Raw genomic sequence first — 25,122 nt, forward strand, 5'->3', positions numbered from 1 at the left:
GTGACGTGGAGTGAGACGCATGGATCGATCCTCGTTTTTTGTGTGCGGTCTTGAGTGCCGCGTTGTTGTGGAGGCAGTGTCGAAAGGCGACGGGCTATTAGCGCGTGGAACGCTGGCAGTGGTCTTGCCCGTGGCTGCCAGCGCCCTTGCATGTCGCCGCCATCACAGGCGTGCGGCGGTCTCCGGCAGGGTGGCGCCGCCGTCGACCACAAGGGTCTGGCCGGTGATGTAGCGGGCGGCGTCGGAGGCCAGGAACAGCATCGCGGCAGCGATATCGGCGGGTTCCCCCAGTCGTCCCAAGGGCACGCCGGCGGCGATCCGCGCGTTTAACTTGGTATCGCCGAGGTTGTCCATGGCCGGGGTGCGCACCATCCCCGGTTCCACGCCGTTGACCCGTACATTGAATTGCGCCAGTTCCAACGCGGCGTTGCGGATGAAGCCGTTGACCCCGGCCTTGGACGCGGCGTAATGGCTCAGGCCTGGATAGGCCACCCGCGGGCCGGTCACCGAGGAGGTGGCCAGCACGCAGCCGCCTCCTTGGTGGCGGAACAGTGGCAGGGCGCCCTGGGTGAGCCAGAACAACGCCTCCAGGTTCACCGCCAGGGTGCGTTGCAGCAGCGCCGGGTCAATCCTGGCGAACGCGGTGAGCGGGAAATACGCGGCGTTGTGCACCAGCACATCCAGGTGTTCCAGCTTGGCCAGCAAGGTGCCGATCGCAGCATGGTCGGCTAGGTCCAGCGTTTCCCCGCGCACGTCGTGACCCAGGGCCCGTTGTGCCTCCATCAGGCGCTCAAGTGCTGGCGAATCGAGATCCACGGCCAGCACCTGGGCACCGCCCCGGGCGAAACCTTCGACGATGGCCTGGCCAATCCCGCCCGCCGCGCCGGTGACCAGCACCGTGCGCCCCTCGAAGTCGTAGGGCGTGTTCATGCCGACGGCTCCAGGTGGGTGAAGGCCAGGGTCGGCAGGTCGACCACGGTCGAACCGCCGTCGGCGGCGATCACCGCGCCGGTGACGATGCTGGCCTCGGTGCCGACCAGGAACTGGCACACGGCGGCTATTTCATCACTGCTGGCCGGGCGGCGCAGCGGTACGTCGGCGGTGACCCGGCGGTAGGCAGCGTCGAGGTCTTCCTGATAGTGATGCATCAGTAACTGCATCTCCTGGTCCGCCATGGGCGTGCGCACCCAGCCCGGGCAGACGCAGTTGACCCGCACGCCGAATGGTCCGTAGTCGCGGGCCAGTGAGCGGGTCAGGCCGACCAGCGCATGCTTGGCGGTGGTGTAGCCGCACACCTCGGGCCCGGCGCCCAGCGCGGCGATGGAGCCCAGCAGCACCAGGCTGCCACGCCGCTCGCGCAGCAACGGCAGGCACGCCCGGGCGGTGTGGAAGGCGCTGTCGAGGTTGCTACGCAGAGCCTCGCGCCAGGCGCTGTCGCTGGTCTGCTCGACCGCGCCCAGGCCATGGCCGCCGGCGCAGGCAATCACCGCGTCGAGGCCGCCGAAGCGCGCGCGTACCTGCTCGATGAACCCCACCCAGTTGGCACTGTCCGCGGCATCGCCGGCCAGCACCAGGCCATCGCACTGCTGCGCGACGCGCTCCAGCGCTTCACGACGGCGGCCCGCCAGCGCCACCTGCCAGCCCTGGCGGGCCAGGCGCAAAACACAGGCTTCACCGATGCCGCTGCCGGCCCCGGTGACCAGCACGCTGCGGTTCACTGCGCATGCTCCGTGCGGTTGAGCACCCGGCAATGGGATGACACCGGGAAGTTGGCCAGCGCATCGAAGCCGCCGCCCTGGTAGCCGAAGATCTTGCCGTCGCTGCGGTGCCGCGCCAGGTCGATCATTACCAGGCCCAGGGTGGGCACGATCTTCTCGCACCAGACGAACAGGTACAGCTGCTCGGCGATCTTGTAGTAGTACGCCCGGTCGGTGTCGCACAGGCCTTGCTCGACACCCTTCAGGCATTGCCAGCTGTAGTAGTCGGCATTCAGGTAGACGTGCTCGTATTCCTCGGTGGGGCTGTAGCGGTAGTGGTTGCGCAGGCCCACCAGTTCGGTGGTCGGCGCGTGGGGGCAGGCGCCAGCCTGCCAGGGGCGGTCGAGGCTGCCGTGCAGGAAGCTGGCTTCGACGCCGGTCAGTGCTTCGCCAGCCAGGGCCAGGGCGTACAGGCCGCGCTGGGTGCGGGCCTGGTCGGGCAGGCGGCCGAGCACGGCGGTGAAGGCCTGCGCCAAGGTGTCGAGCACCAGTGACACCGACCAGGCCTGGCCGGCCTCGTGCTTGATGAAGTCGACCAGGTAGATACCGGGGCGCACCGAAGTGGCTCGGTAGTCGGCGCTGCCGCTGCTGTGGCCGTCCGCCGCGTGCCAGTGCAGGCGCTCGCTATCGAAGCGGTGCTCGATGATCCAGCCATTGGCGAAGTGCAGGGTGAGCGAGCGCCCGGACAGATCGGCCAGTTGCGGCAGGATGAAGGCCTCAGGTGCGAAGCCTTCGGCAAGGGCGCCCACGGTGATCCAGTCGGCTTGGTTCGGCATGCTGTTGACTCCTGTGTTGGGATGCCGACAGCGTGCCGCGCCGTTTCGCACGGGGGTATCAACCGGAAGGTTGAGTCACAGGTAGAGGGCCGCCACCAACTCGGTGCGGTTGCGCACGCCGACCTTGCGGAACAGGTTGATCAGGTGGGTTTTCACCGTCGGCAGGCCGACGCCCAGGGCGCGCGCAAGCAGTTTGTTGCTGGTGCCCAAGCGCAGCAGTTCGGCGATCTGCCGTTCGCGTGGGGTGAGTTCGACGTGCCCGTGGCCGGCGCTCAGCGGCTGGCTGGCCACGGCTAGCTGCATCAGCCCGTGCAGGGGCAGCAGGCGTTCAAGCTCGTCGCGCTGGAACTCACCCAGGCTTGGGCTGCGCAGCAGCGAGACGCCGGCCACGGGGCGGCCATCCGCCTGGGCGATGATCTCCACCACGTCCACCACCTGGTGCTGCGCAAGGAAGCGGCGGTAGGTCCGGCCCTGTGCTTCGGGCAAGCAGGCCAGGCCCTGGCGCAACGACACCACGGGCCGGCCGATGGCCAGGCAGCGCCCGGGCTGTAACGGGTCGAACGCCCGGTAGTGCGCAAGGTAGCGGGCGTGCATTGGCGCCTGCAGGTCCTGCAGCAGGAAATCGCAGGCCTGCTGCCCGGCATCGATACGGTAGAACGCCGCCAGCGACGCCGGTACCTGCTGACTGAAGGCCTGCAGGCAGTAGCGGCCCAGGTCGTGGTTGGCGCCGGCCATGGTCAGTAGCGGATCATCACCGACTTCAGCTCGGTGAAGTCGTCGATGAAGGCCGAGCCGAATTCGCGGCCGATACCGGAAGCCTTGATGCCGCCGAACGGCACCGCCGGGTCGAGCAGGGTGTGCATGTTGACCCACAGGGTGCCGGCCTGGATCTGCGGGATCAGGCGCATGGCCTTGCCCAGGTCGTTGCTCCACAGGCTCGCGCTCAGGCCGTAGGGCGAGGCGTTGATCAGCTGCAGCAACTCGTCCTCGTCGTCATAGGGCAGGAAGGTCGCCACCGGGCCGAAGGTTTCCTGGTTGAGCAGGGTATCGTCCGCGCTGTTGGCGAGGATCACGGTAGGCTCGACGAAGCAGCCCGGGCCTTCGCCAAGCCGCCCGCCATGAACGATGCGGTTGCCTTCGGCACGGGCGGTGGCGAACAGCTCGCCGAGCCTCTGTTGATGCGGCTTGTTGGCCACAGGGCCGAACTGAGTGGTTTCGTCCAGCGGGGAGCCGATCTTCAGTCGGCCCAGGCGCTGGGACAGCGCGTCGAGCAATGGGTCAAGGCGTGAGCGATGCACGTAGAAACGCTCGCCGGCGGCGCAGATCTGCCCGGAGTGCAGGAAACCGGCTTCGATGATGCCGTCCAGCGCCTTGTCGAGGTCGACATCGGGCAGGAACGCCACGGCGTTCTTGCCGCCCAGCTCCAGGGTCGCCCGCGTCAGCCTGGCGCCCATTGCCGCCTGGCCGACGGCGATGCCGGTGGGCACGGAGCCGGTGAACGACACCTTGTCGGTGCCGGGGTGTTCGACCAGCGCCTTGCCCACCTGGCCACCGCCGGTCAGCACGTTGAGGGCGCCCGGTGGCAGGCCGGCCTCGCTGGCCAGTTCGGCGATGCGCAGCAGGGTCAGCGGGGTGAACTCGCTGGGCTTGAGCACGATGCTGCAGCCGGTGGTCAGGGCCGAGGCCAGCTTCCACAGGGCGATCATCGTGGCGAAGTTCCATGGCACGATGCCCACCACCACGCCCACCGGCTCGCGCAGGGTAAAGGCGCTGTAGCGCTCGCCGGCGAAGGAGGGCAGCGACGGGGTGATGGTCTGGCCGGTGATCTTGGTGGCCCAGCCGGCGTAGTAGCGCAGGAAGTGCGCGGCCTGCTCCACCTCGAAGGCGCGGGCGATGCCGATCAGCTTGCCCGATTGCAGGGTTTCCAGCTGGGCCAGTTCCTCGCGGTTGGCCTCCAGCAGGTCGGCCAGGCGCAACAGCACCGCGGCGCGGGCGGCGGGGCGGGTGCGCGACCAGCTGGCAAAGCCCTGGCGGGACGATGCGACGGCGTGCTCGACATCGGCCGGGTTGGCATTGGCGACCTGGGCGATGGCTTCGCCGTTGGCCGGGTTGTGCACGGTGATGCGGGTGCTGGATTGGCTGGCGACCGTTTTGCCGTGGATGTACAGGCCGTGGTCACGGGCGAGGAAGGCGCTGACGCTGGGGAGGAGGGGGATATCGCTCATGGCAGGACTCCGGGTGGGTTGCCGAGGACTTCGTGGCAGTGGACTGCCCCGCGATGGGCCGCAGCGGCCCGATTTGCGCAGGTTAAAGCGCGGCAAAGGGGCGTTCTTGTCTGCCCATGCCAGCCACCATGACTCAGCCTGCCAGCCCCATGAAAAGTGCAATCCGAGGTGCGGAAGTTGCATTTTCGGCCTCGGCCACGGCTCCCATACTGACCCGGCATTCATCAGCGAGTCGCGCATTTCAGGCAGCGCTCGCCAGGGTCCAATAACAATGAGTCAGACCATGAAAAAGCCAAATTCCCTGCTTGAAGACCTCAAACCCCTGTTGCCGGCCATCGCCGCCCGCGCCGACCAGGCCGAGCAAAAGCGCAGCGTGCCCGCCGAGAACATCGCCGCGCTCAAGGCCATCGGCCTGCACAAGGCTTTCCTGCCCAGGCATTACGGCGGCCTGGAGATCAGCCTGCCGCAGTTCGCCGAATGCATCGCCGCGCTGGCCGGCGCCTGTGCCAGCACTGCCTGGGCGATGAGCCTGCTGTGCACCCACAGCCACCAGTTGGCGATGTTCCCGGCACGCCTGCAGGACGAGATCTGGGGCCACGATCCGGACGCCACCGCCAGTAGCAGCATCGCCCCGTTCGGGCGTACCGAAGAGGTCGAGGGCGGCGTGCTGTTCAGTGGCGAGATGGGCTGGAGCAGCGGCTGCGATCATGCCGAGTGGGCGATCATGGGCTTTCGCCGGACCAACCCCGAAGGCGGCCAGGACTACTGCTTCGCCGTGCTGCCGCGCAGCGACTACCAGATCCGCGACGACTGGTTCGCCGCCGGCATGCGCGCCAGTGGCAGCCGCACGCTGATCGTCGAGCGCGCCTTCGTGCCCGAGCACCGCATCCAGAAGGCCAGGGACATGATGGAGGGCCACTCGGCGGGCTTCGGGCTGTATCCGGACAGCGCGATCTACTTCAACCCGTACCGGCCGTACTTTGCCAGCGGCTTCTCCACGGTCAGCCTGGGCATCGCCGAACGCATGCTCGAGGCGTTCAAGGACAAGACCCGCCACCGCGTGCGCGCCTACACCGGCGCCGCCGTCGGCGCGGCCACTCCGGCGCTGATGCGCCTGGCCGAGTCCACCCATCAGGTCGCTGCGGCGCGCGCGCTGCTGGAAAAGAGCTGGGAGCAGATCGCCGAATACAGCGCCCGCCGCCAGTACCCGACGCGCACGGAGCTGGCCTACTGGCGTACCAACCAGGGCTATGCGGTCAAGCTGTGCATCCAGGCCGTGGATCGGCTGATGGAGGCGGCCGGCGGTGGCGCCTGGTTTGACGGCAACGAGCTGCAGCGGCTGTTCCGCGATGCGCACATGACCGGGGCGCACGCCTATACCGACTATGACGTCTGCGCGCAGATCCTGGGGCGCGAGCTGATGGGGCTGGAGCCGGATCCGGCGATGACCTGAGCTTCAACCGATGAACATGGCTGGAGCAATGTGAGAGCGCCCCAGCCAGACCAATAACAATGATGGAGCCTTGCATGTCCATTCCCTTCGATAGCCGCGCCTTCCGCCGCGCCCTGGGCAACTTCGCCACCGGCGTTACCGTGATCACTGCCACCGACCCTGCGGGGCGCAAGGTCGGGGTCACCGCCAACAGCTTCAACTCGGTATCCCTCGAACCGCCGCTGGTGCTCTGGAGCATCGACAAGCGTTCCAGCAGCCATGCGGTGTTCGAGGCTGCCAGGCACTTCGCCGTCAATGTGCTGGCGGCCGACCAGATCGACCTGTCCAACACCTTCGCCCGCCCCAGCGAAGACCGCTTCGCCGGTATCGAGCACGAGACCGGCGAAGGCGGCGCGCCCTTGCTGCCAGGCTGCGCGGCGCGCTTTCGCTGCGAGAAGTTCCAGCAGATCGACGGCGGTGATCACTGGATTCTCATTGGCCGGGTATTGGCCTTCGATGACCTCGGAGGGGCGCCACTGCTCTATCACCAAGGCGCCTATTCCAGGGTCCTGCCGCATGAGCTGATGGATCGCTGCGCGCAGGGGTAACTGCGTCGAGGTGTTCGACGCAAGGGGTGTAGTACCTGGCACCTGGCAACACGGATCAAGATCGGCGGCAGACAGTGGCAAGACCTGCCTGGGTGGAGGCCGCAAAGTGAAGGGGAAGACCCGGCGCACGCCAGCACTTGCGGCGCGCCGGGTAAGCGGTCATCTTTCTCTCGTCCACCCAGGGCCCACCCATGACATCCAATAATAAGCTCACCGAGCACTTGAACCGCGGCAGCGTCGGCTTCCCCACCGCGCTGGCAAGCACCGTCGGCCTGATCATGGCCAGCCCGGTGATCCTCACCGCGACCATGGGCTTCGGTATTGGCGGCAGCGCCTTCGCCGTGGCCATGCTGATCGCCGCAATGATGATGCTGGCGCAATCGACCACCTTCGCCGAGGCGGCGGCGATCCTGCCCACCACCGGCTCTGTCTATGACTACATCAACTGCGGCCTGGGCCGCTTTTTCGCCATCACCGGTACCCTGTCGGCGTACCTGATCGTGCATGTGTTCGCCGGCACCGCCGAGACCATCCTGTCCGGGGTCATGGCCCTGGTGAACTTCGAGCACCTCAATACCCTGGCCGAGTCGGCCGGCGGCTCCTGGCTGCTGGGGGTGGGCTTCGTGCTGGTGTTCGGCGTGCTCAACGCCTTTGGCGTGAGCGCTTTCGGCCGCGCCGAGGTGGTGCTGACCTTCGGCATGTGGACCACGCTGATGGTATTCGGCGTGCTCGGCCTGATCGCCGCGCCCGCCGTCGAGCTGGAAGGGCCATTCGGCGTGTCGCTGGTCGGCACCGACCTGATGACCATCCTGTCGTTGGTGGGCATGGCCATGTTCATGTTCGTCGGTTGCGAGTTCGTCACCCCCCTGGCCCCGGAGCTGCGCCGCTCGGCCTGGGTGATGCCCAAGGCCATGGCGCTGGGGTTGTTCGGCGTCGCCAGTTGCATGTTCATCTACGGCGCGGCGATGAAGCGCCAGGTGGAGAACGTGGTGCTCGATGCGGCAAGCGGCGTGCACCTGCTGGACACCCCCATGGCCATCCCGCGTTTCGCCGAGCAGGTGATGGGCGATATCGGCCCGGTGTGGCTGGGCATCGGCTTCCTGTTCGCCGGCGCGGCCACCATCAACACGCTGATGGCCGGGGTGCCGCGGATTCTCTACGGCATGGCGGTGGATGGGGCGTTGCCCAAGGTGTTCACCTACCTGCACCCGCGCTTCAAGACCCCGCTGCTGTGCATCCTGGTGGTGGCGCTGATCCCGTGCCTGCATGCCTGGTACCTGGGCGGCAACACCGACAACATCCTGCACCTGGTGCTGGCGGCGGTATGCGCCTGGAGTACCGCGTACCTGCTGGTGACCCTGTCGGTGGTGATCCTGCGCATCCGTCGCCCGGACCTGCCGCGGGCCTATCGCTCGCCGCTGTTCCCGCTGCCGCAGATCGTCTCCAGCATCGGCATCCTGCTGGGCATGTGGTTCATCACCCCGCCGGGCATGAACCCGGCCGATGTCTATGTGCCGTTCGCCGTGATGCTTGGCGCCACCGCCGTCTACGCGCTGTTCTGGACCCTGTGCGTGCAGAAGGTCAACCCGTTCCGGCCGGCCAGGGTCGAGGATGTGCTGGAGAAGGAGTTCGCCGCCGAGCCCGGTCAGCCTCATAGCGAGCAGGTGCGCCATGTCGGCAAGCTGGCTTGAGCGCCTGAGCGGGCCACGCGCTCCGGCCGGGTATCGGCCTGGGGCGACCCTGGCGCGTTTGGGGCGCAACCTCGGAATGCCGGATTTGCAATCCGCAACATCCTTTACCTACCGCGAGGATGGTCCGCGTATCGAGGTGCGTGAGCGCACCGAAAGCCACCTGCTGATGCACCTGGTCATGTGCGAGTTCATCCTGCGCGTGCCAGCCAGTGGCCAGGGCACGCTACGCGCCGAACTGCACCACACCGGCATGCTGCGGCGCAGCGGGCTGGGCTGCCGCCTGCGCAGCGGTGACCGGCTATTGTTCGAAGCGCTCAAGGCGCGTCTGGCAGCAGTGCAGGCCGCCCTGATGCCCTTGGACTTCAAGCGCCTGGCCATCGACTGCAGTAACGGTCAGTGGCAGGTGACCCTGGAGCACATGGGCGCTAGCGAAGTGGTCAACCGGATGCCCGCCTTGCGTCGCTATATCCCCCTCACAACCGAACAGCGCCACTATCTCTGGCTGGCGTTCGACGGGTTGGCGTACGCCCTGCGCGACCTCTGAATCCTGTAGGAGCGGCTTTAGCCGCGATCACCCGCAAAGCGGGTGCCAGGCACCGCGACACCTGCATCGCGACTGAAGCCGCTCCTACAAGAGATGACAGTTGTACGTTCATTGATAACATGTTAACAATTGCCCCATAACAACAACCGTTGCTGTGGAGGTCGCCATGCCCATGCCCCAGCCCGCTTCAGTTCACAGCGCAAGCCCGCCCCAGGACGGCCTGGAGCGCTGGACGACGGCCATGCAGAAAGTCTGCGGCCAGTTCCAGACCGAACTTGCCTTCAACCGCTCGCTGTTTATTGGTGAGATATCGACCTACAACCGCGCCGGCCTGGCCCTGGCCAATCTGCGCACCAATGCCGGCAATATCCGCCGCCTGGGCGACAACCCCGACCGCGACGACGACCAGCATTGCTTTCTGGTCAGCCAGCGCATGGGCTATTCGCAAATCACCCAGGGCGGCGCGAGTATCCAGCTTTCGCCAGGCGAGCTGCTGTTGATGGATTCGGTGGGCCCGTGCGAGATCACTCCGTTCGGCCTGATCGAGCATGTTTCGCTGTCACTGTCCCGCGAGCAGGTGCGCAAGCATCTTGCGAAGCAGGGCGCGACCTTCGGCAAGATCTCCTCGACCAACGCCTGCGGGCGCATGCTGCACCTGCTGATGGACCAGCTGTGCCGTGAAGGCGACGAGGCCGGGGCAACCCAGGGTGAGGCGCTGCAGGCGGCGTTCATCGCTCTGCTGGAGCCGGGCTTCGAGCGCGGTGATGACAACCCCGGCTCGGTGGCCGGGCTCGGCGGCGTCAGCCTGCGGGGCTATGTGCAGAAGGTCATCGACGAGTCGCTGAGCCAGCCCGGGTTGACCCCGGCAAACCTGGCCGAGCGCCTGAGCATTTCGGTGCGCCATCTATACCGGTTGTTCGAGGAGGAGGGTGACAGCGTGTGCCGTTACATCCAGCGCTCGCGGCTCAAGCGCAGCGCCGATGATCTGTCCAACCCGTTCCTCAAGCGCGAGTCGATCACCTCGATCGCCTACAAGTGGGGGTTCACCGATTCGGCGCATTTCAGCCGGGCATTCAAGAAGCAGTTCGAGCAGTCGCCGAAGGATTTCCGAGCGATGGCGTTGATGGCGGGGCGCTAAAGCATCGCCGGCTTGTCCTTGCGACAAACCGCGTGGAAAGGGCCGCAAAGCGGCCCCAAGGATTTATCACGCTAGGGCAAGGTAATGCTTCACAAATGTCTCGCTCAACACTTCCCACAGCACCGGTGTGCCCTTGGTCACGAACCACGCATCACCCGCTTTGTAGCGTGTCACCTGCCCGGTGGATTCATCGGTCAGCTGGATCTCGCCGGTCACGATCACCGCCTGCTCGCTGAACGGATAGACCATGCGGAACTTGCCCTGGGTGGTGCCGAAGTAGGCGCTGCTGACCGGGTCGGTCGGGGCGCCGTGGGTCATCTTGCCGTAGCACTTGACCTCGCCTTCGAGGATGGTCGAGCCAAGGTCGGCAACGGTGCCCCAGGCGTCGAGTTCGGACAGCTGCACACCCTGGCGGACGGCGGTGAGGGTCATGGTGGTTCTCCTGGTCTTGTTCAAAAGGAATCAACGGCGGCCGTTGAAGAAGCCCGACAGCTGATGCACGGTCTTGCCGGCGGTCAGCAGCAGTGGGCGGATATGGTCCTTGCCGAGGATGCGCGCGTGCTTGACCGAACTGATCAGGTCGTAGCGGGCCGAGCCTTCGCTCATGCCTTCGGCGAGGATCTTGCAGATGATGTGGCTGGGGGTGACGCCGAAGCCCGAGTAGCCCTGCACGTAGAAGGCGTTGGGGCGGTTGCTCAGGGTGCCGATCTGCGGGAACAGGTTGGCGCTGGTGGCCATCGGCCCGCCCCAGGCCAGGTCGATGCGCACGTCCTTGAGGTAGGGGAAGATCTTCAGCATCAGGTTGCGGTTCCAGGCCTTGAGGTCCTTGGGAATATGCTCCACGAACGGCGTGGCGGCACCGAACAGCAGGCGGTTCTCGCGGGTGACGCGGTAGTAGTCGATCACCGGGCGGATATCGCTGTAGGCGCCGCGGATCGGGCTGATGCGCTGGATGAGCTCGTCCGATAGTGGCTCGGTCATCAACTGGAAGGCATAGGTGTTGACGGTGCGCGCATGCAGTTCGGGTTCGAGCTTGTTGAGGAAGCTGTCGCAGGCCCACAGCAGCTTGCTGGCCTTGACCGAGCCGCGCCCGGTGCGCACGGTGATGCGCTCGCCGTAGTGCACTTCCAGGGCCGGGCTGTGCTCGAAGATCCGCGCACCATGGCCGACCAGGGCCTGGGCCTCGCCAAGCAGCAGGTTTAGTGAGTGCACGTGGCCGCCGCCCATGTGCAGCAGGGCGCTGCTGTAGGCGTCGGAGCCGATGATCTGCCTGACCTCCGAGCCACCGAGGAAGCGGATCTCGTCCTTGCCGTTGATGGCCTTGAAGTCCTTCTCCCAGGCGCGCAGGGTCTTTTCCTGGCGGGCGTTGAAGCCCATGTAGCCGTAGCCGTGGCAGAAGTCGGCGTCGATCTGGTAGCGGGCGATGCGCGCCTTGATGATGCCGGCGCCCAGCTCGCTGATCTCGAAGATCTCGCGCAGGCCTTTGTCGCCCACGCTGCTCTTGATCTTCTCCAGGTCGTGGCCGATGCCGGCCATGATCTGCCCGCCGTTGCGCCCGGTGCCGCCGAAGCCCAGGTAGCGGGCCTCGAGCACGACGACATTGGTGATGCCTTGCTCGGCCAGTTCCAGGGCGGTGTTGATGCCCGAGAAGCCGCCGCCGATCACCACGACATCGGCTTCGATGTCGCTTTCCAGGGTGGGGAAGCTGAGGTTGTACTTCTTGGTGGCGGTGTAGTACGTCGGCGTTTCGATATTGATCATGGCGCAGCCTGGACAGTTGGAATTGTTGGACAGCACGGCTTGCACAAGCGCTGGCGGTTACAGGTATTGAGCACCTAACGACAGGTAGGTGTCTTGCCTGGGACTGCCAGGGTTTTGCTTCAGGCTGCCACGTTGTCCATCGCGTCCAACACCGTAGGCATACGGCGGCAGCATGACCTCCACGGGAGAAGTGGTGATCATGCGCCTCATGAATATGTTAAGTAAATCAACCTCTGTGGCTAACGCCAGTCAGTTTAGCGATAGGGGCCGCTTTGCGGCCCATCGCCGGCAAGCCGGCTCCCACAGATTCAGCGCAGGCCTTACTAATTGCGCGGTCCCTGTGAGAGCCGGCTTGCCGGCGATAGGCTGCGTAGCAGCCCCTGTGACGCTTGTTACTTGAAATCCCACTGCATCTGCGTGGCGATGCTCACACCGCTGGACGACCTGACACAGACGTCCAGGTAGTCGGTGAAGCGTGGCGGCATGGCAATGCCTTCTTCCAGCAGCCGACTGTTGTCGAACAGGTAGTTGAGGTCGGCGAAGCCGCTGTACAGGCGCAGTGCACGCAGCACCAGCCGTGGGTTGGCCGGGCCGATGCGGGTTTCGAAATGGCTGGCGAGCGATTTGAGGTCGTCCGCCTCGACCTTGCGATAGCGCTCGCCCACCGGCTCCGCGCCATTGGCCAAGGCGAAGGCCTGGTCGATCTCGGCGAAGGTGCAGGCTGAATGATGGCCGGCGGAGATATGGTAGAGGTCATGGCTCAGGCGTGGCTTGAGCGCCAGGCCGATCAGCGCCTCGGCGCAGTAGTCCACCGGGATCACGTCGATCTGCTCCTCCAGACCGCAGGTGAAGCTTTCCAGGGCGAAGCCCATGCGGAACACCCAGAAGATGCTGCCCGAGGCCTGGCAGCCGAGGCTGCGGTGGCCGACCACGATGGATGGCCGCGCCACCACCAGCGGCAGGCTGGGCAGCTCTTCACGCATGCGCCGTTCGATCTCCGCCTTCGAGGCGGTGTAGTCCACCAGTTGCTGCGCGGCCTCGGGGAACTCCCACGATTCGCTGATCGGTGACTCGCGCTGCGGGCCGCAGCACATGGCGGTGCCGACGTGGAGGAAACGCTTGAGACGGCTGGAGCGGCTCAGCACCTGGGCAAAGGCGTAGGTGCCCTCGACGTTTACCGGCCAGATATTGGGGTTCTTCGAGAACGAGGCCACGGCGGCGCAATTGATCACTCGGTCGAGCTGCATCAGACGCGGCGTCTCGCGAGCCAGCCAAGTGGTGTCGAGGAAGTCGCCGCAGAGGATCTGCGCTTCGCTCAGGGCCTGGCCCTGGCTGTCGTCGACACCGTGCTGGCGCAGGTTGTCGCGCAGGCGTTGCAGGCCCTGCGCCGGGTTATCGGCGCGAACGAGGAAGCACAGGGCCTCGGCATGCCCTTCGGCGATCATCTGGGCGGCGACGGCGCCACCGAGAAAACCTGTGGCACCGGTCAGCAGAATACGCTCCTGGGCTGGACACGGGAGGGTGGGCGTATGAATGGCGGGGGTGTTCATAGGTTTCCTCGGCAAGTAATTTGCCACTTTTCATTCTTTGGAATGGGTGTGAAAGTTGCGTGAAAAGTTTGCTCGCGCGACTAATTCAAGTCCGGAGCTATTGGTTTTTTGATAAACATGGCGCGATCCGATATCACGTCGGAAAGCGCGTCGTATGGGAATCATGGCCTTGCACCGCGCAGGCAGATAGCGGCGAAGAGCAGGGCGGCGAGACATTGTCTGGCGGGCCGATGGTTATTTCAATTAACTGTTGGCGCAGTTATGCAGGTTTTTGGTGAAACAATTTTAATGGGCTATGAGCAGATGTAAGCAGCTGTATCAAATGTGTAAATATATTTAAATTTTCACGCGGTTAATTGTTGGTGTCACTTCAATTGTCCGGGCACTTCCCAGATCCCTCCATCACCGATGACATAGACCCGCTGACCCGTTCCCGGCTGCAGCGTCATCGCGCCGGTGAAGCTGCCGAACGACGGCAACAAGGTCAGGTGCTCGCCGACCAGGAAACAGGGCAGGCGCACCTGTTGGCGGCCACGGCCGCGCAGGCGGTACGCCGGATGCACATGGCCCGCCAGTACATGCCGCTGCGGGTGCGCGCAGGGCTCGTGGTGCAGGGCGAACGGGCCGAGCGGCAGCGGCTCGGCCACCACCTCGATGCCCAGCCCGGCCGGCGGATCACCGGCCTGTCGGTCATGGTTGCCACGCACCAGGGTGATGGGCAGCGCCGCATGGCGGGCGCGCCACTCGGCAAGCGCTGCCAGGGTTCGCGGGGTCCTGCCTTTGGCGCTGTGCAGGAAGTCGCCGAGAAATACCAGGTGCTGGCAGGCAAAGCGCTGCAGCAGGGCATCCAGGCGTTGCAGGTTGCAGGCGGTGGTGCCACTGGGCACTGGCTGGCCCAGTGCCCGGTAGCCGGCGGCCTTGCCCAGGTGAAGGTCGGCGATCAGCAGGGTCCGCCGCTCTGGCCACCACAGGGCTTTTTCCGCCAGCAGGCAGAGTTCGGTGCCGGCCACCTTTACGCTGATGTGCGAAGGAAGGGTGCTGGCCATGGCCTCAGGACCGCTGCCTGGCCGGGCGTGGCCGGCCGTCCTTGCTGCGCCTGGCCTTGTGCGCGCGGCCAGGTTCACGCGTGTCAGCCTCGACCATCAGCGTGGTCAACGCCGCAGGCTCCTGTGCCCCGGCACCTGCGGCCTGCTCCAGGTCGCTGACCATGCGCCGGATCCGGTCGGCGAGTTTTTCCGAGCTGAGGCTCTCGCGAAAGCGCTCGACCATCAGCGGAAAGGCGAACGGTGTGGCGCACCTGATGCTTCGCAGTTGCAGCGGCAGAGGCTGCAAGCGCTGCAGGGTCTGGCGCAGGCGTTGCACATCCAGTTCCTGGCTCAGCACCTCCTGGCGGGCCTGGGTCAGCAGCAGGTTGTCCGGGTCGTGCTGCCTGAACACATCGAAGTACAGCCCGCTGGAAGCCTGCAACTGGCGCGTGCTCTTCGGCGCACCGGGGTAACCGGTGAACACCAGTCCGGCGATCCGGGCGATCTCGCGAAAGCGCCGGCGCGCCAGCTCACCGGCATTGAGGCTGGCAAGCACCTCGGGTAGCAAGTCTTGGCTGTCGAACAGCGCCGGGGTCAGGGCGCCAGCATAGTCGATGGCGCTGGCGCACAGCAGCTCCAGGCCGTAGTCGTTGACCGCGATGGAAAAACTCAGCGGTGTATCCCGGGCCAGGCGCCAAGCCAGCAGGCTGGCCAGGCCCAGGTGCACCGAGCGTCCGGCGAAGGGGTAGAGAAACAGGTGCCAGCCTTCGCGGGACTGCAGGGTCTCGGCCAGCAGGACGTTTTTGCCGGGTAGCGCCGACCAGGCTTTCTGCACCTCCAGCAACGGGCGCAGCAGGCGCATTTCCGGGCCTTGGAAGACACCCTGGTCCGCCGCGTCCAGTTCGGCCAGCATCGCCTCGGCCAGTTCGCCCGAGAGCGGCATGCGCCCGCCGTTCCAGCGCGGGATGGCGGCCTTGCGGTCGCTGGCGCGGCGCACGTAGACAGTCATTTCGCGCACCTCTACCAGCTCCAGGGTGCGGCCGGCGAACAGGAAATGGTCGCCTGGGCGCAGGCGGGCGATGAAGCCTTCCTCGACGCTGCCCAGCGATCCGCTGCCACCGCGCGCCCAGAACTTCACGGTCAGGCTGGCATCGCTGACCAGGGTGCCGATGCTCATGCGGTGACGCCGTGCCAGGCGTGCGTCGGGCACCCGCCAGCGGCCTTCGGCGTCCGGCTCGGCGCGGCGGAAATCGGGGTAGGCCGTGAGCGAGAGACCGCCGTGGCGGATGAACGCCAGGGCCCATGCCCATTGCGTGTCGCTCAGGTCGCGGTACGACCAGGCGCTGCGCACTTCGACGAGCATGTCCTGGGCCTCAAAGCCATCGCCGAGGGCCATGCTCACCAAGTGCTGGACCAGCACATCCAGTGGCCGCTCGGGGGCCTGGCGCGCCTCGACCTTGCCCTGGGCCACCGCCCTGCGTGCGGCTGCCGCCTCCAGCAGTTCCAGGCTGTGGGTCGGCACCAGCGTGGCGCGCGAGGGCCGGCCGGGGGCGTGGCCGGAGCGCCCGGCGCGCTGCATCAGGCGCGCCACTCCTTTGGCCGAGCCGACCTGCAGTACACGCTCCACGGGCAGGAAGTCCACGCCAAGGTCCAGGCTTGAGGTGCACACCACCGCCTTCAACTGGCCTTTCTTCAAGGCCAGCTCCACCCAGTCGCGCACCTCACGCGACAGCGAACCATGGTGCAGTGCCAGCAGCCCAGCCCAGTCGGGCCGCGCCTGCAACAGCGCCTGGTACCAGGTCTCCGCCTGCGAGCGGGTGTTGGTGAACACCAGCGTGGTGGCGCTGTCTTGCAATTGCTCGACGACCTGCCCGAGCATGCGCAGGCCCAAGTGCCCGGCCCAGGGAAAGCGTTCGATGGCGGGCGGCAGCAGGGTGTCGATACGCAGGTCCTTGGCGTCGTGCCCCTGCACCAGGCGGCCCGCCGGCATCAGCACTTGCCGCGCGTGATCCAGGTTGCCCAGCGTGGCCGAAAGCGCCCAGACCAGCAGCGACGGCTGCCAGCAGCGCAGGCGGGCGAGGGCCAGTTGCAACTGCACGCCCCGTTTGTTGCCGAGCAACTCGTGCCATTCATCCACCACCAGCATGCGCAGGCCGGCGAACGCCTCGCGCGCATTGGCCTGGGTCAGCAGCAGCGTCAGGCTTTCCGGTGTGGTGATCAGGACGCTGGGCAGGCGCCGTGCCTGGCGGGCGCGTTCGGCGCTGCCGGTGTCGCCGGTGCGCAGGCCGATGCTCCAGCCGATCCCCAGGTCGTCCAGGGGGGCCTGCAGCGCCCTGGCTGTGTCGGCAGCCAGGGCTCGCATGGGGGTGATCCATAACAGGGTCAGCGGCGCCATGGCGGGCTTACCGCGACGTGCGGGCATGGGCTGGGAGGCACACTGCCCGGCGAAACGATCCAGCGCGGCGAACCACACCGCATAGGTCTTGCCGGCGCCGGTGGCGGCGTGCAGCAGCCCCGATTCGCCGTCGGCCACGGCTTGCCAGACGGCCTTCTGGAAGCTGAACGGCTTCCAGCCGCGCTCGGCGAACCAGCGGCTGGAGGGCTGGCGGCGCTTGACCATCACAGCAGCCCCTGCAAGGTGGCCAGCGTGTCGGCCTGCTCGATGGTCTTGTCGGTGCGCCAGCGCAGCATGCGTGGGAAACGCACCGCGATGCCGCTCTTGTGGCGCTTGGACAGGGCGATGCCTTCGAAACCCAGTTCGAACACCAGGGTCGGGGTGACGCTGCGTACCGGGCCGAACTTGTCCACCGTGGTCCTGCGCACGATGGCGTCGACCTTGCGCATCTCTTCGTCGGTGAGACCGGAGTAGGCCTTGGCGAAGGGCACCAGCACCCGCTCGCCCGGGGCACTGTCGTCCCATACCGCGAAGGTGTAATCGCTGTACAGGCTGGCACGCCGGCCATGGCCGCGCTGGGCATAGATCAGCACCGCATCGATGCTGAACGGGTCGATCTTCCATTTCCACCACAGGCCCAGGTCACGGGTACGGCCCACGCCGTACAGCGAGTCACGGCGCTTGAGCATCATGCCCTCGACACCCAGCTGGCGCGAGGCCTCGCGCTGGCGGGCGAGCGCCTGCCAGTCGTCGCCGGTCACGCGCGGCGACAGGCGCAGGCGGGCATCGCCGATGCTATCGACCAGCGCCTCGAGCTGTGCCCGACGCTGGTCCTGGCTGCAGCTGCGCCAGTCTTCGCCTTTCCATTCCAGCAGGTCGTAGGCCAGCAGCGCCGCCGGCAACTCGTCCAGCAGCTTCTTGCCCAAGGTCTTGCGCCCGATGCGTTGCTGCAGCAGGGCGAACGGCTGGACGCCGAACGGGGAGTCGCCCTTGTCGGCAGGTGCTTTCCAGATCACCAGCTCGCCATCGAGCACGGTGCCGTCGGGCAGAGCGGCGGCGAGTTGCGCAATCTCGGGAAAACGCTCGGTGATCAGATCCTCGCCCCGCGACCACAGCCAGGCACGCCCATCGCGTTTCACCAGTTGGGCGCGGATGCCGTCCCACTTCCATTCCACCAGCCACTGCTGGGGCGGGCCGAGCACCGCGTCGAAACGCTCGAGCGGCTCCTGCAGCGGGTGGGCGAGGAAGAACGGGTAGGGCTGACCGCCGCGCTGGGCATGTTCCTCGGCCGACTCCTGGGCGACCAACGCCAGGTAGCGCTGGGGCGTCGGCTGGTGCGCAAGGTCGGTGTAGCCGACCATGCGCTGCGCGACACGCTTGGCGTCGACCCCGGCCAGCGCGGCTAGGGCGCGGGTCACCAGCAGTTTCGAGACACCGACGCGAAAACCACCGGTGAGCAGCTTGAGGCTGACCATCAGGCTTTGCCGGTCGAGCCGCGTCCACAGCGCCTGCAAGCGCGGCGCGAGTTCCTCGGGGGGCAGGCCGCGCAGCGGCAGCAGTTGCTCCAGCCACCACTGCAAACTTTCATCCGCGACCTGGGTGGACTCTGGCAGCAACAGCGAAAGGGTTTCGGCGAAGTCGCCGACGGCCTGGTAGCTCTCCTCGAACAACCACTCGGGCAGGCCGCACAGGCGGATCGCCAGGTCGCGCAGCACACGGGTCGGCACCACCTGGCGGGGGCGCCCGCCAGCGAGAAAGTACACCGCCCAGGCGGCATCGGCAGGTGGCGCGGTGGCCAGGTAGTCCTGCAGCGCGGCGAGCTTGGCATTGCTCGAGGTGGTGGCATCGAGCCGGGCGTAGAGTTCGGCGAAGGCTCTCATCAGTTGGTCGGCTCCAGGCTGTCGTCTTCCTCGCCGTACTCGGTCTGGAAGGCTCGGGCATCCAGGCCGCGCTCGGTCAGGTAGCGAACCAGCACGTTGACCTGGCCGTGGGTCACCATCACCCGTTCGGCGCCGCTCTGCTCGATGGCCCAGAGCAGGCCAGGCCAGTCGGCGTGGTCGGAGAGCACGAAGCCGCGGTCGACGCCGCGCCGGCGCCGCGCCCCGCGCAGCAGCATCCAGCCGCTGGCGAAGGCGTCGCTGTAGTCGCCGAAACGGCGCATCCAGGTACTGCCGCCCGCCGAGGGTGGGGCGAGGACCAGCGCCCGCTGCAGCAAGGGATCGCCCTTGGCGGTCGCCGTGGCGGGCAGGGTTTCGGGCAGGCGCACACCGGCGGCGCGATAGACCTGGTTCAGCGGCTCCACCGCGCCGTGCACCAGCACCGGGCCAATACTGGCATCGATGCCGTGGAGAATCCGCTGGGCCTTGCCGAAGGCGTAGGCGAACAGCACGCTTGGACGCCCGGCGGCGGCATTGGCGCGCCACCAGGCGTCGATGTCGGCGAAGATGCAGGCCTGGGCCTGCCAACGGTAGATCGGCAGGCCGAAGGTCGATTCGCTGATGAAGGTGTGGCAGCGCACCGGTTCGAAGGCTTCGCAGGTGCCGTCCGGCTCGACCTTGTAGTCGCCAGAGGCGACCCACACCTCGCCGCGGTATGCCAGGCGCACCTGGGCCGAGCCGAGCACGTGGCCGGCTGGGTGAAAGCTCAGGGTCACGCCGTGGTGCGCAAGCGGCGTGCCGTAGGGCAGGGTCTGCAGGTCGATGTCCTCGCCCAGGCGGGCGCGCAGTATCCCGGCGCCGGGCGCCGCGGCGAGGTAGTGGCGATTGCCGCGCCGGGCATGGTCACCGTGAGCGTGGGTGATCACTGCCCGATCGACCGGCCGCCAGGGGTCGATGTAGAAATCACCGGGTGGGCAGTACAGCCCTTCGGGGCGCGCGACGATCAGCTCCATGGCTCACCTTGGCCTGGGTGTTAACAGCTCAGAGCGTCGGCAGGCGCATCAGGTTCATAGTTCGTTGCAGGCAATGCACGTGCTGCCACCGTTCATCGTCTCTGTCGAACAGCTCGGGCGGGCGTGGCTCAACCGGAGGCAATGCCCATTCTCGATAACCGACGAGGTCTGCCATGAATGCCATCGAATTGCTGGAGCAAGACCACAAGAACGTGAAGAAGCTGCTCGACGAGCTGGCGGCCACCACCGAGCGCGCGGTGAAGAAACGTGGCGAGTTGCTGGCGCGTATCGAGCAGGAGCTGAAGATCCACACCGAGCTCGAAGAGCGCATCCTATATCCGGCCATCAAGCAGGCCGGGGGCCGAGAGGAGGCAAAGATGTACCACGAGGCCAAGGAGGAGCACCGCACGGTCGATTCGCTGGTCCTGCCCGACCTGCTGGGTACCGCCACCGACACCGTCGAGTTCGCAGGGCGGGTCAAGGTGATGAAGGAGTTGCTCGAGCACCATATCGAGGAAGAGGAGGGCGAGCTGTTCCCGACCGCGAGGAAATTGCTCGGTAAACAGGCGCTGGAGGACATGGGGCAGGCCATGCAGGCGCAGAAGAAACTGCTCGGTGCCGCGCAGTCTGCGGCCTGAAGTGGCGTCAGCCGGTGGCAGGGTTCATTCCTGACGGATGATCGAGACCTTGCCGTTGCGCTCGCGCCTGCGGTTTGGTGCAGCACCGCTGCGCGGCGCCTGTCCATCCCGGGCGCAGGATCCGCGCTGAACTTTGGCGAACACAGTAAAAGCCAGGAGATGAGCATGAAACAGCAGCCAGATCGTCGCCAGCCGCGCCCCGCCGGCGAGGCCGAACGCGACAACGACGCCCATCGACCGGATGGTTCCGGCGGTACGCAACATGACTCGACCGCGCAGAAAGCCGCGCGCGGCAAGGGGCGGCGCCAGGGATGACGCCGCCCGAGCCCAGGCCTTTCAGCTGCGGAAAAATGCCAGCAGGTCCTGGTTGATCACGTCGGCGTGGGTGGTGGGCATGCCATGGGGGTAGCCCTTGTAGGTCTTCAGGGTGCCCTTGGGCAGCAACTGTGCCGAGAGTGGCCCCGAATTGTCGTAGGGCACGATCTGGTCGTCGTCGCCATGCATGACCAGTACCGGCACCGTCACCTTTTTTAGCGATTCGGTGAAATCGGTCTGGGAGAACGCGACGATGCCGTCGTAGTGCGCCTGGGCGCTGCCCATCATGCCCTGGCGCCACCAGTTGAGGATCACGCCCTGATCCGCCTTGGCGCCGGGGCGGTTGTAGCCGTAGAACGGCCCCGCCGGGATATCGTGGTAGAACTGCGCGCGGTTGGCCTTGAGCTGGGCCTGAAGGTCGTCGAACACTGACTTGGGCAGGCCGCCGGGGTTGCTGGCGGTCTGGACCATCAGCGGCGGCACGGCGGCGATAATGGCGGCCTTGGGCACCTTGTCCTCGGGATGGCGGGCCATGTAGTGGATCACCTCGCCACCGCCGGTGGAGTGCCCGACATGAATCGCCCCCTCGACACCCAGGTGCTTGACCACCGCCGCCACGTCGTCGGCGTAGTGGTCCATGTCGTGGCCGTCCCAGACCTGGCTCGAACGGCCATGGCCACGGCGGTCATGGGCGACCACGCGGTAGCCTTCGGCGACGAAGAACAGCAGTTGCGCGTCCCAGTCGTCGGCGCTGAGCGGCCAGCCGTGATGGAAGAAGATCACCTGGGCGTCCCGCGGGCCCCAGTCCTTGTAGAAGATCTCGAGTCCTTCCGGGGTTGTGACGTATGCCATTTCGCGTCTCCTGATTCTTGGGTGAGGAGCTGGTGAAGGTGGGCAGTGAGGGGGCACTGGCCACCGGACAACTCTAGGATTAAAGTGCACTTCAAGGTCAATGCAATTGCAAAGGTGCCGCATGAGAATAGGAGAGCTGGCCAAGCTCACGGGCCTGGCCCCGTCGCGTATCCGCTTCTACGAGGCCAGTGGGCTGATCAGCTCGGTCGAGCGCAAGGCCAATGGCTATCGCGACTACGACGCCGATGCGGTGTGGGTGCTTGAGATGATCACCAACGCCCAGGCCGCCGGGTTCTCGCTGGAGGAGATCCGCCAGTTGCTGCCGGCCAAGGCCAAGGGCTGGCAGCACGATGAACTGCTCGCTGGGCTCAGGCGCAAGGTCGAGGAAATCGAACGCCTGCAGGCGCGCCTGGCACGCAACAAGGCGCAGTTGTTGCTGGTGATCGAAGGGATCGAGAGCAAGCCCGAAGGCATGCAGTGCGTGGACAATTCGCAGCGGGTGCTGGAGCGGCTGCGTGAGGAAATGGCCCAGGAAAAGGCGCGGGTCGCGGACCTGTAGCAGCGCCGCTGCCACAGGGGGCCTGCATCGTTTCAGTCAAGCGCCGCCAATGGCTTGGGCGCATACAGCGCGCTCTGGAACTCGGGCACATACTCGTACTTGACCATCCGCCCCAGCTGCAGATCACGGATATAGCGCGACAGTTCGCCATCACCCAGCACCAGTTCCACTGAATCAGCCTTCATGCTGGAGGCATGGCTGACCTGCCGCGAGGTGGCGTAGCCGTAGGCCAACCGGCTCTGGTGGTCGAGGTTGGTGAAACTGTTGGTCACAAGGTCTGGCTCGTGGGACAACCCGTCGAGCTTCCTGGCCCTGAACACCACGTCCACCTCGCCGCTTCGCGCATCGCCGATGGTGTAGGTTACCGCCTGGGCGTCCTCGCGCCGGTCGATCCCGGTCAGCCACTTGGGCAGGTTGTAGCCCACCACGCCGCGCACCCGTGCAAGCTCGGTGTTGACCGGCAGCTTGAGCACATAGCCCCAGAAATCCTTGGCCATCGACTGCCCGACCAGAGAGAAGGGCCCGAGGTTCGCCTTGCCGGGCCTGTTGGTAATGACCGACACGGCCACCTCGTTGTAGCTGTCGTTGTCGCAATAGTCGTAGGTGTAGGCGGTGAACGCCACCAGGCCGCGCCCAGGCCATACCTGCAGGGGCTGCACCTGCTCCAGCACGGCGGCGGGCATCAACGCCCGCAGGTGTTCGAGATCGGCGGTGTAGACGGCGGTGACACGGCTGTTGCGGTAGTAGAAGTTTGGCGAGTACGACTCGAAACCCATGTCGACCCGAGTCTTCTCCAGGCCCTTGAACCAGCTCAGGTCAATGTCCGGCGCCTCGGCCTGGATCACTGGCAGCGGCGGGTTGGAGCGGTAACGGTCGTACAGCCCGCCCTTGAGCACGGGTACCGGGTGCCCGGCGATGTCGATCTGCGTTGTGGTGGCGTGCTCAGGGAGGCCATTGGCGGCGTGGGTGACGGGTATCAGCAGGGCGCCGGCCAGGGCGGTGGCGGTTCCGAGTTTCACGGTGCTGTATCTCCAGGGTAGATGATGTCGGGGCTGCGTAATCACCCTAACGTTCAACCCAACTTGAGAGTCAATGGCGAAATTTTTGCCGGTTCAGGGCTTGACCTTAAAGTTGACTTTAAAGCTAACGTCTGCGGCACCTACTTGTTGAGGTATTGCCGATGGACGTGTTCTCTCCCCTGACCCTGCCCAATGGCGCGGTCATTCCCAACCGCATTGCCAAGGCCGCCATGGAAGAAAACATGGCCGACGCCAACCATGCGCCCTCCGACCGACTGATGCGCTTGTACAAGGCTTGGGCGCAGGGGGGCGCCGGCCTGCTCATCAGCGGCAACGTCATGGTCGACAAACGCGCCATGACCGGCCCCGGCGGCGTGGTGCTGGAGGATGACCGGCACCTGGCGCGTTTTCGCCAGTGGGCCGCCATCGGCCGCTCGAAGGGTGCGCAGTTCTGGTTGCAGATCAACCACCCCGGCCGGCAGATGCCTGCGAGCCTGGGCCAGGAAACCTGGGGCCCGTCGGCCGTGGCGCTGGACCTGGGCAGCATGTCCAGGCATTTTTCCACCCCGCGGGCGATGACCCACGAAGTAATCGACGATGTGATCCGCCGTTTTGCCAACACCGCGCGGCTGGGGGAGCAGGCGGGTTTCAGTGGGGTGGAAATCCACGCGGCCCATGGCTACCTGCTCAGCCAGTTCCTTTCGCCCCTGAGCAACCAGCGCACCGACCAGTGGGGCGGCGCCTTGGAAAATCGCGCGCGACTGCTGCTCGAGGTGGTCAAGGCGGTGCGTGCAGTGGTGTCCCCCGGCTTCGCCGTGGCCGTCAAGCTCAACTCGGCGGACTTCCAGCGCGGCGGCTTCAGCGCAGACGATGCGCGGCAGGTGGTGGCCCTGCTCAATGAGCTGGCGGTCGACCTGGTGGAGTTGTCCGGTGGTAGCTACGAAGCCCCGGCGATGCAGGGCCAGGCCAGGGATGGCCGCACGCTGGCGCGCGAGGCGTACTTCCTCGACTTCGCCCGGGATATTCGCACGGTGGCGAAGATGCCGGTGATGGTCACCGGCGGCATCCGCCGCCGACCGGTCGCCGAGCAGGTGGTGCACAGCGGGGTCGAGATGGTCGGTATCGGTACCGCGCTGGCCATCGCGCCGGCCTTGCCCCGTGACTGGCAGGCGGGGGAGGAGGCGGTGCCGGACCTGCGCCCGATCACCTGGAAGAACAAGGCGCTGGCCTCGCTGGGCAATATGGCGATGGTCAAGTTCCAGCTGCGCAGGCTGAGCGAAGCCAAGGCGCCCGATCCGCAGGTGGCGCCCTGGTGGGCGCTGCTGCGCCAGCAATGGAGCGACGCCGCCCGGGCCAGGCAATATCGGCGGCACATGGCGCGGCAGTGAAGCCAAGGAGATGTGATAATGGCCGGGCTATCACAAGAGGCACACCATGCTGACCATCTCCAACAACGTGCAGGTACCGGATGCCGAGATCGAGCTGAGCTATATTCGCGCGCAGGGCGCCGGCGGCCAGAACGTCAACAAGGTCTCCAGCGCCGTGCACCTGCGCTTCGACATCGCGGCCTCGTCGCTGCCCGCCTTCTACAAGGAGCGACTGCTGGCACTGCGTGACAGCCGCATCACCGCCGACGGCGTGCTGATCATCAAGGCCCAGCAGTACCGCACCCAGGAACAGAACCGCATCGACGCCCTGGAGCGTCTGGCCGAACTGATCATCGGCGCCGGTAAGGTCGAGAAGAAGCGCCGGCCGACCAAGCCGACCCTCGGTTCAAAGACCCGCCGCCTCGACTCCAAGTCCAAGCGCGGCACGATCAAGGCGGGGCGCGGCAAGGTGGACTTCTGAGCTTGGCCAGGCCACCTATGCCTGCCTGTAGCATTCATGAATAAAAAACAGGATTGAAATTACCAATTGCACTGATGAGCAGGATCAATTTAGGGATCG

General features: G+C 66.2%; 23 protein-coding genes and 1 pseudogene. 9 read left to right on the forward strand and 15 right to left on the reverse strand.

What is annotated here, in order from left to right; genetic code table 11:
• Positions 1 to 162: 162 nt before the first annotated feature.
• From AC3WL2_RS22795 to AC3WL2_RS22815, 5 genes are all read right to left on the reverse strand, one after another.
• Positions 163 to 930, reverse strand: coding sequence for an SDR family oxidoreductase (locus AC3WL2_RS22795; protein WP_102685273.1), 768 nt, complete (start codon positions 928 to 930; stop codon positions 163 to 165).
• Entirely contained in the window at positions 927 to 1,718 is a 792-nt protein-coding gene (locus AC3WL2_RS22800; protein WP_256582608.1) for an SDR family NAD(P)-dependent oxidoreductase, read from the reverse strand. Before AC3WL2_RS22800 ends, AC3WL2_RS22795 begins: the two co-directional genes overlap by 4 nt.
• A complete protein-coding gene (locus AC3WL2_RS22805; RefSeq protein ID WP_102685274.1) occupies positions 1,715 to 2,533 on the reverse strand; it encodes a molybdenum cofactor biosynthesis F family protein in 819 nt (272 codons plus the stop codon). The genes AC3WL2_RS22800 and AC3WL2_RS22805 overlap by 4 nt, the downstream gene beginning before the upstream one ends.
• A gap of 75 nt (positions 2,534 to 2,608) precedes the next feature.
• Positions 2,609 to 3,268 (reverse strand): helix-turn-helix transcriptional regulator, encoded by a 660-nt coding sequence (locus AC3WL2_RS22810; protein ID WP_102685275.1) that lies wholly within the window; start codon positions 3,266 to 3,268, stop codon positions 2,609 to 2,611.
• 2 nt (positions 3,269 to 3,270) lie between these two features.
• On the reverse strand, positions 3,271 to 4,758 hold the full coding sequence (locus tag AC3WL2_RS22815; protein ID WP_102685276.1) for an aldehyde dehydrogenase family protein: 1,488 nt from the start codon (positions 4,756 to 4,758) through the stop codon (positions 3,271 to 3,273).
• Positions 4,759 to 5,041: 283 nt separating this feature from the next.
• Here AC3WL2_RS22815 and AC3WL2_RS22820 point away from each other — a divergent pair, with 283 nt between their 5' ends.
• The 5 genes and pseudogenes from AC3WL2_RS22820 (at position 5,042) to feaR (ending at position 10,171) form a co-directional block, all read left to right on the forward strand.
• On the forward strand, positions 5,042 to 6,211 hold the full coding sequence (locus AC3WL2_RS22820; RefSeq protein ID WP_102685277.1) for a p-hydroxyphenylacetate 3-hydroxylase oxygenase component: 1,170 nt from the start codon (positions 5,042 to 5,044) through the stop codon (positions 6,209 to 6,211).
• A gap of 74 nt (positions 6,212 to 6,285) precedes the next feature.
• Positions 6,286 to 6,795, forward strand: a pseudogene (locus AC3WL2_RS22825) (flavin reductase family protein); the annotation flags it as partial.
• Between the two features lie 194 nt (positions 6,796 to 6,989).
• Positions 6,990 to 8,489, forward strand: a complete 1,500-nt coding sequence (locus AC3WL2_RS22830) for an APC family permease (RefSeq protein WP_102685279.1) — start codon at positions 6,990 to 6,992, stop codon at positions 8,487 to 8,489.
• On the forward strand, positions 8,470 to 9,033 hold the full coding sequence (locus tag AC3WL2_RS22835; RefSeq protein ID WP_102685280.1) for a DUF3156 family protein: 564 nt from the start codon (positions 8,470 to 8,472) through the stop codon (positions 9,031 to 9,033). Before AC3WL2_RS22830 ends, AC3WL2_RS22835 begins: the two co-directional genes overlap by 20 nt.
• Before the next feature lie 172 nt (positions 9,034 to 9,205).
• Positions 9,206 to 10,171, forward strand: a complete 966-nt coding sequence (gene feaR, locus AC3WL2_RS22840) for a transcriptional regulator FeaR (protein ID WP_102685285.1) — start codon at positions 9,206 to 9,208, stop codon at positions 10,169 to 10,171.
• 66 nt (positions 10,172 to 10,237) lie between these two features.
• On the opposite strand, the gene AC3WL2_RS22845 is transcribed toward feaR, so the two are convergent.
• From AC3WL2_RS22845 to AC3WL2_RS22875, 7 genes are all read right to left on the reverse strand, one after another.
• Positions 10,238 to 10,603: a cupin domain-containing protein gene (locus tag AC3WL2_RS22845; RefSeq protein ID WP_023631207.1), complete on the reverse strand. Its 366-nt coding sequence runs from the start codon at positions 10,601 to 10,603 to the stop codon at positions 10,238 to 10,240.
• A 30-nt stretch (positions 10,604 to 10,633) separates the two neighbouring features.
• The gene (locus AC3WL2_RS22850; protein ID WP_102685281.1) at positions 10,634 to 11,932 is read right to left on the reverse strand and encodes an NAD(P)/FAD-dependent oxidoreductase; all 1,299 of its coding nucleotides are present in this window, start codon (positions 11,930 to 11,932) and stop codon (positions 10,634 to 10,636) included.
• Positions 11,933 to 12,324: 392 nt separating this feature from the next.
• Complete coding sequence (gene cprA / locus AC3WL2_RS22855) at positions 12,325 to 13,482, reverse strand: cationic peptide resistance protein CprA (protein WP_102690688.1); 1,158 nt, start codon at positions 13,480 to 13,482, stop codon at positions 12,325 to 12,327.
• A gap of 365 nt (positions 13,483 to 13,847) precedes the next feature.
• Complete coding sequence (pdeM, locus tag AC3WL2_RS22860; protein ID WP_102685247.1) at positions 13,848 to 14,528, reverse strand: ligase-associated DNA damage response endonuclease PdeM; 681 nt, start codon at positions 14,526 to 14,528, stop codon at positions 13,848 to 13,850.
• A gap of 4 nt (positions 14,529 to 14,532) precedes the next feature.
• Entirely contained in the window at positions 14,533 to 17,127 is a 2,595-nt protein-coding gene (locus AC3WL2_RS22865; RefSeq protein WP_102685248.1) for a ligase-associated DNA damage response DEXH box helicase, read from the reverse strand.
• The gene (locus AC3WL2_RS22870; RefSeq protein ID WP_102685249.1) at positions 17,127 to 18,782 is read right to left on the reverse strand and encodes an ATP-dependent DNA ligase; all 1,656 of its coding nucleotides are present in this window, start codon (positions 18,780 to 18,782) and stop codon (positions 17,127 to 17,129) included. Before AC3WL2_RS22870 ends, AC3WL2_RS22865 begins: the two co-directional genes overlap by 1 nt.
• The gene (locus AC3WL2_RS22875; RefSeq protein WP_102685250.1) at positions 18,782 to 19,792 is read right to left on the reverse strand and encodes a ligase-associated DNA damage response exonuclease; all 1,011 of its coding nucleotides are present in this window, start codon (positions 19,790 to 19,792) and stop codon (positions 18,782 to 18,784) included. Before AC3WL2_RS22875 ends, AC3WL2_RS22870 begins: the two co-directional genes overlap by 1 nt.
• Before the next feature lie 173 nt (positions 19,793 to 19,965).
• Between AC3WL2_RS22875 and AC3WL2_RS22880 the strand changes: the two genes are divergently transcribed.
• Positions 19,966 to 20,430, forward strand: a complete 465-nt coding sequence (locus AC3WL2_RS22880; RefSeq protein ID WP_102685251.1) for a PA2171 family ribosome-binding persister protein — start codon at positions 19,966 to 19,968, stop codon at positions 20,428 to 20,430.
• A 24-nt stretch (positions 20,431 to 20,454) separates the two neighbouring features.
• Here AC3WL2_RS22880 and AC3WL2_RS22885 read toward each other — a convergent pair whose 3' ends face one another.
• The gene (locus tag AC3WL2_RS22885) at positions 20,455 to 20,694 is read right to left on the reverse strand and encodes a hypothetical protein (RefSeq protein ID WP_158247524.1); all 240 of its coding nucleotides are present in this window, start codon (positions 20,692 to 20,694) and stop codon (positions 20,455 to 20,457) included.
• Between the two features lie 72 nt (positions 20,695 to 20,766).
• Positions 20,767 to 21,597 carry an alpha/beta fold hydrolase gene (locus AC3WL2_RS22890; RefSeq protein WP_102685252.1) on the reverse strand — a complete coding sequence of 277 codons (831 nt, stop codon included), beginning with the start codon at positions 21,595 to 21,597 and terminating at the stop codon, positions 20,767 to 20,769.
• 121 nt (positions 21,598 to 21,718) lie between these two features.
• Here AC3WL2_RS22890 and AC3WL2_RS22895 point away from each other — a divergent pair, with 121 nt between their 5' ends.
• Entirely contained in the window at positions 21,719 to 22,156 is a 438-nt protein-coding gene (locus AC3WL2_RS22895; RefSeq protein WP_102685253.1) for a MerR family transcriptional regulator, read from the forward strand.
• Positions 22,157 to 22,188: 32 nt separating this feature from the next.
• Here AC3WL2_RS22895 and AC3WL2_RS22900 read toward each other — a convergent pair whose 3' ends face one another.
• Entirely contained in the window at positions 22,189 to 23,139 is a 951-nt protein-coding gene (locus tag AC3WL2_RS22900) for an acetoacetate decarboxylase (ADC) (RefSeq protein ID WP_371918116.1), read from the reverse strand.
• A gap of 197 nt (positions 23,140 to 23,336) precedes the next feature.
• Here AC3WL2_RS22900 and AC3WL2_RS22905 point away from each other — a divergent pair, with 197 nt between their 5' ends.
• The gene (locus AC3WL2_RS22905) at positions 23,337 to 24,563 is read left to right on the forward strand and encodes an NADH:flavin oxidoreductase/NADH oxidase family protein (RefSeq protein ID WP_102685254.1); all 1,227 of its coding nucleotides are present in this window, start codon (positions 23,337 to 23,339) and stop codon (positions 24,561 to 24,563) included.
• Between the two features lie 46 nt (positions 24,564 to 24,609).
• Positions 24,610 to 25,023, forward strand: coding sequence for an alternative ribosome rescue aminoacyl-tRNA hydrolase ArfB (gene arfB / locus AC3WL2_RS22910; RefSeq protein WP_102685255.1), 414 nt, complete (start codon positions 24,610 to 24,612; stop codon positions 25,021 to 25,023).
• Positions 25,024 to 25,122 lie beyond the last annotated feature (99 nt).

This window comes from Pseudomonas sp. FW305-96, from assembly GCF_058783825.1.

Coding starts and splice junctions, on each gene's coding strand:
- AC3WL2_RS22795 (WP_102685273.1), bottom strand. CDS start 930: ATGAACACGCCCTACGACTTCGAGGGGCGCACGGTGCTGGTCACCGGC.
- AC3WL2_RS22805 (WP_102685274.1), bottom strand. CDS start 2,533: ATGCCGAACCAAGCCGACTGGATCACCGTGGGCGCCCTTGCCGAAGGC.
- AC3WL2_RS22810 (WP_102685275.1), bottom strand. CDS start 3,268: ATGGCCGGCGCCAACCACGACCTGGGCCGCTACTGCCTGCAGGCCTTC.
- AC3WL2_RS22815 (WP_102685276.1), bottom strand. CDS start 4,758: ATGAGCGATATCCCCCTCCTCCCCAGCGTCAGCGCCTTCCTCGCCCGT.
- AC3WL2_RS22820 (WP_102685277.1), top strand. CDS start 5,042: ATGAAAAAGCCAAATTCCCTGCTTGAAGACCTCAAACCCCTGTTGCCG.
- AC3WL2_RS22830 (WP_102685279.1), top strand. CDS start 6,990: ATGACATCCAATAATAAGCTCACCGAGCACTTGAACCGCGGCAGCGTC.
- AC3WL2_RS22835 (WP_102685280.1), top strand. CDS start 8,470: ATGTCGGCAAGCTGGCTTGAGCGCCTGAGCGGGCCACGCGCTCCGGCC.
- feaR (WP_102685285.1), top strand. CDS start 9,206: ATGCCCCAGCCCGCTTCAGTTCACAGCGCAAGCCCGCCCCAGGACGGC.
- AC3WL2_RS22845 (WP_023631207.1), bottom strand. CDS start 10,603: ATGACCCTCACCGCCGTCCGCCAGGGTGTGCAGCTGTCCGAACTCGAC.
- AC3WL2_RS22850 (WP_102685281.1), bottom strand. CDS start 11,932: ATGATCAATATCGAAACGCCGACGTACTACACCGCCACCAAGAAGTAC.
- cprA (WP_102690688.1), bottom strand. CDS start 13,482: ATGAACACCCCCGCCATTCATACGCCCACCCTCCCGTGTCCAGCCCAG.
- pdeM (WP_102685247.1), bottom strand. CDS start 14,528: ATGGCCAGCACCCTTCCTTCGCACATCAGCGTAAAGGTGGCCGGCACC.
- AC3WL2_RS22865 (WP_102685248.1), bottom strand. CDS start 17,127: ATGGTCAAGCGCCGCCAGCCCTCCAGCCGCTGGTTCGCCGAGCGCGGC.
- AC3WL2_RS22870 (WP_102685249.1), bottom strand. CDS start 18,782: ATGAGAGCCTTCGCCGAACTCTACGCCCGGCTCGATGCCACCACCTCG.
- AC3WL2_RS22875 (WP_102685250.1), bottom strand. CDS start 19,792: ATGGAGCTGATCGTCGCGCGCCCCGAAGGGCTGTACTGCCCACCCGGT.
- AC3WL2_RS22880 (WP_102685251.1), top strand. CDS start 19,966: ATGAATGCCATCGAATTGCTGGAGCAAGACCACAAGAACGTGAAGAAG.
- AC3WL2_RS22885 (WP_158247524.1), bottom strand. CDS start 20,694: ATGTTGCGTACCGCCGGAACCATCCGGTCGATGGGCGTCGTTGTCGCG.
- AC3WL2_RS22890 (WP_102685252.1), bottom strand. CDS start 21,597: ATGGCATACGTCACAACCCCGGAAGGACTCGAGATCTTCTACAAGGAC.
- AC3WL2_RS22895 (WP_102685253.1), top strand. CDS start 21,719: ATGAGAATAGGAGAGCTGGCCAAGCTCACGGGCCTGGCCCCGTCGCGT.
- AC3WL2_RS22905 (WP_102685254.1), top strand. CDS start 23,337: ATGGACGTGTTCTCTCCCCTGACCCTGCCCAATGGCGCGGTCATTCCC.
- arfB (WP_102685255.1), top strand. CDS start 24,610: ATGCTGACCATCTCCAACAACGTGCAGGTACCGGATGCCGAGATCGAG.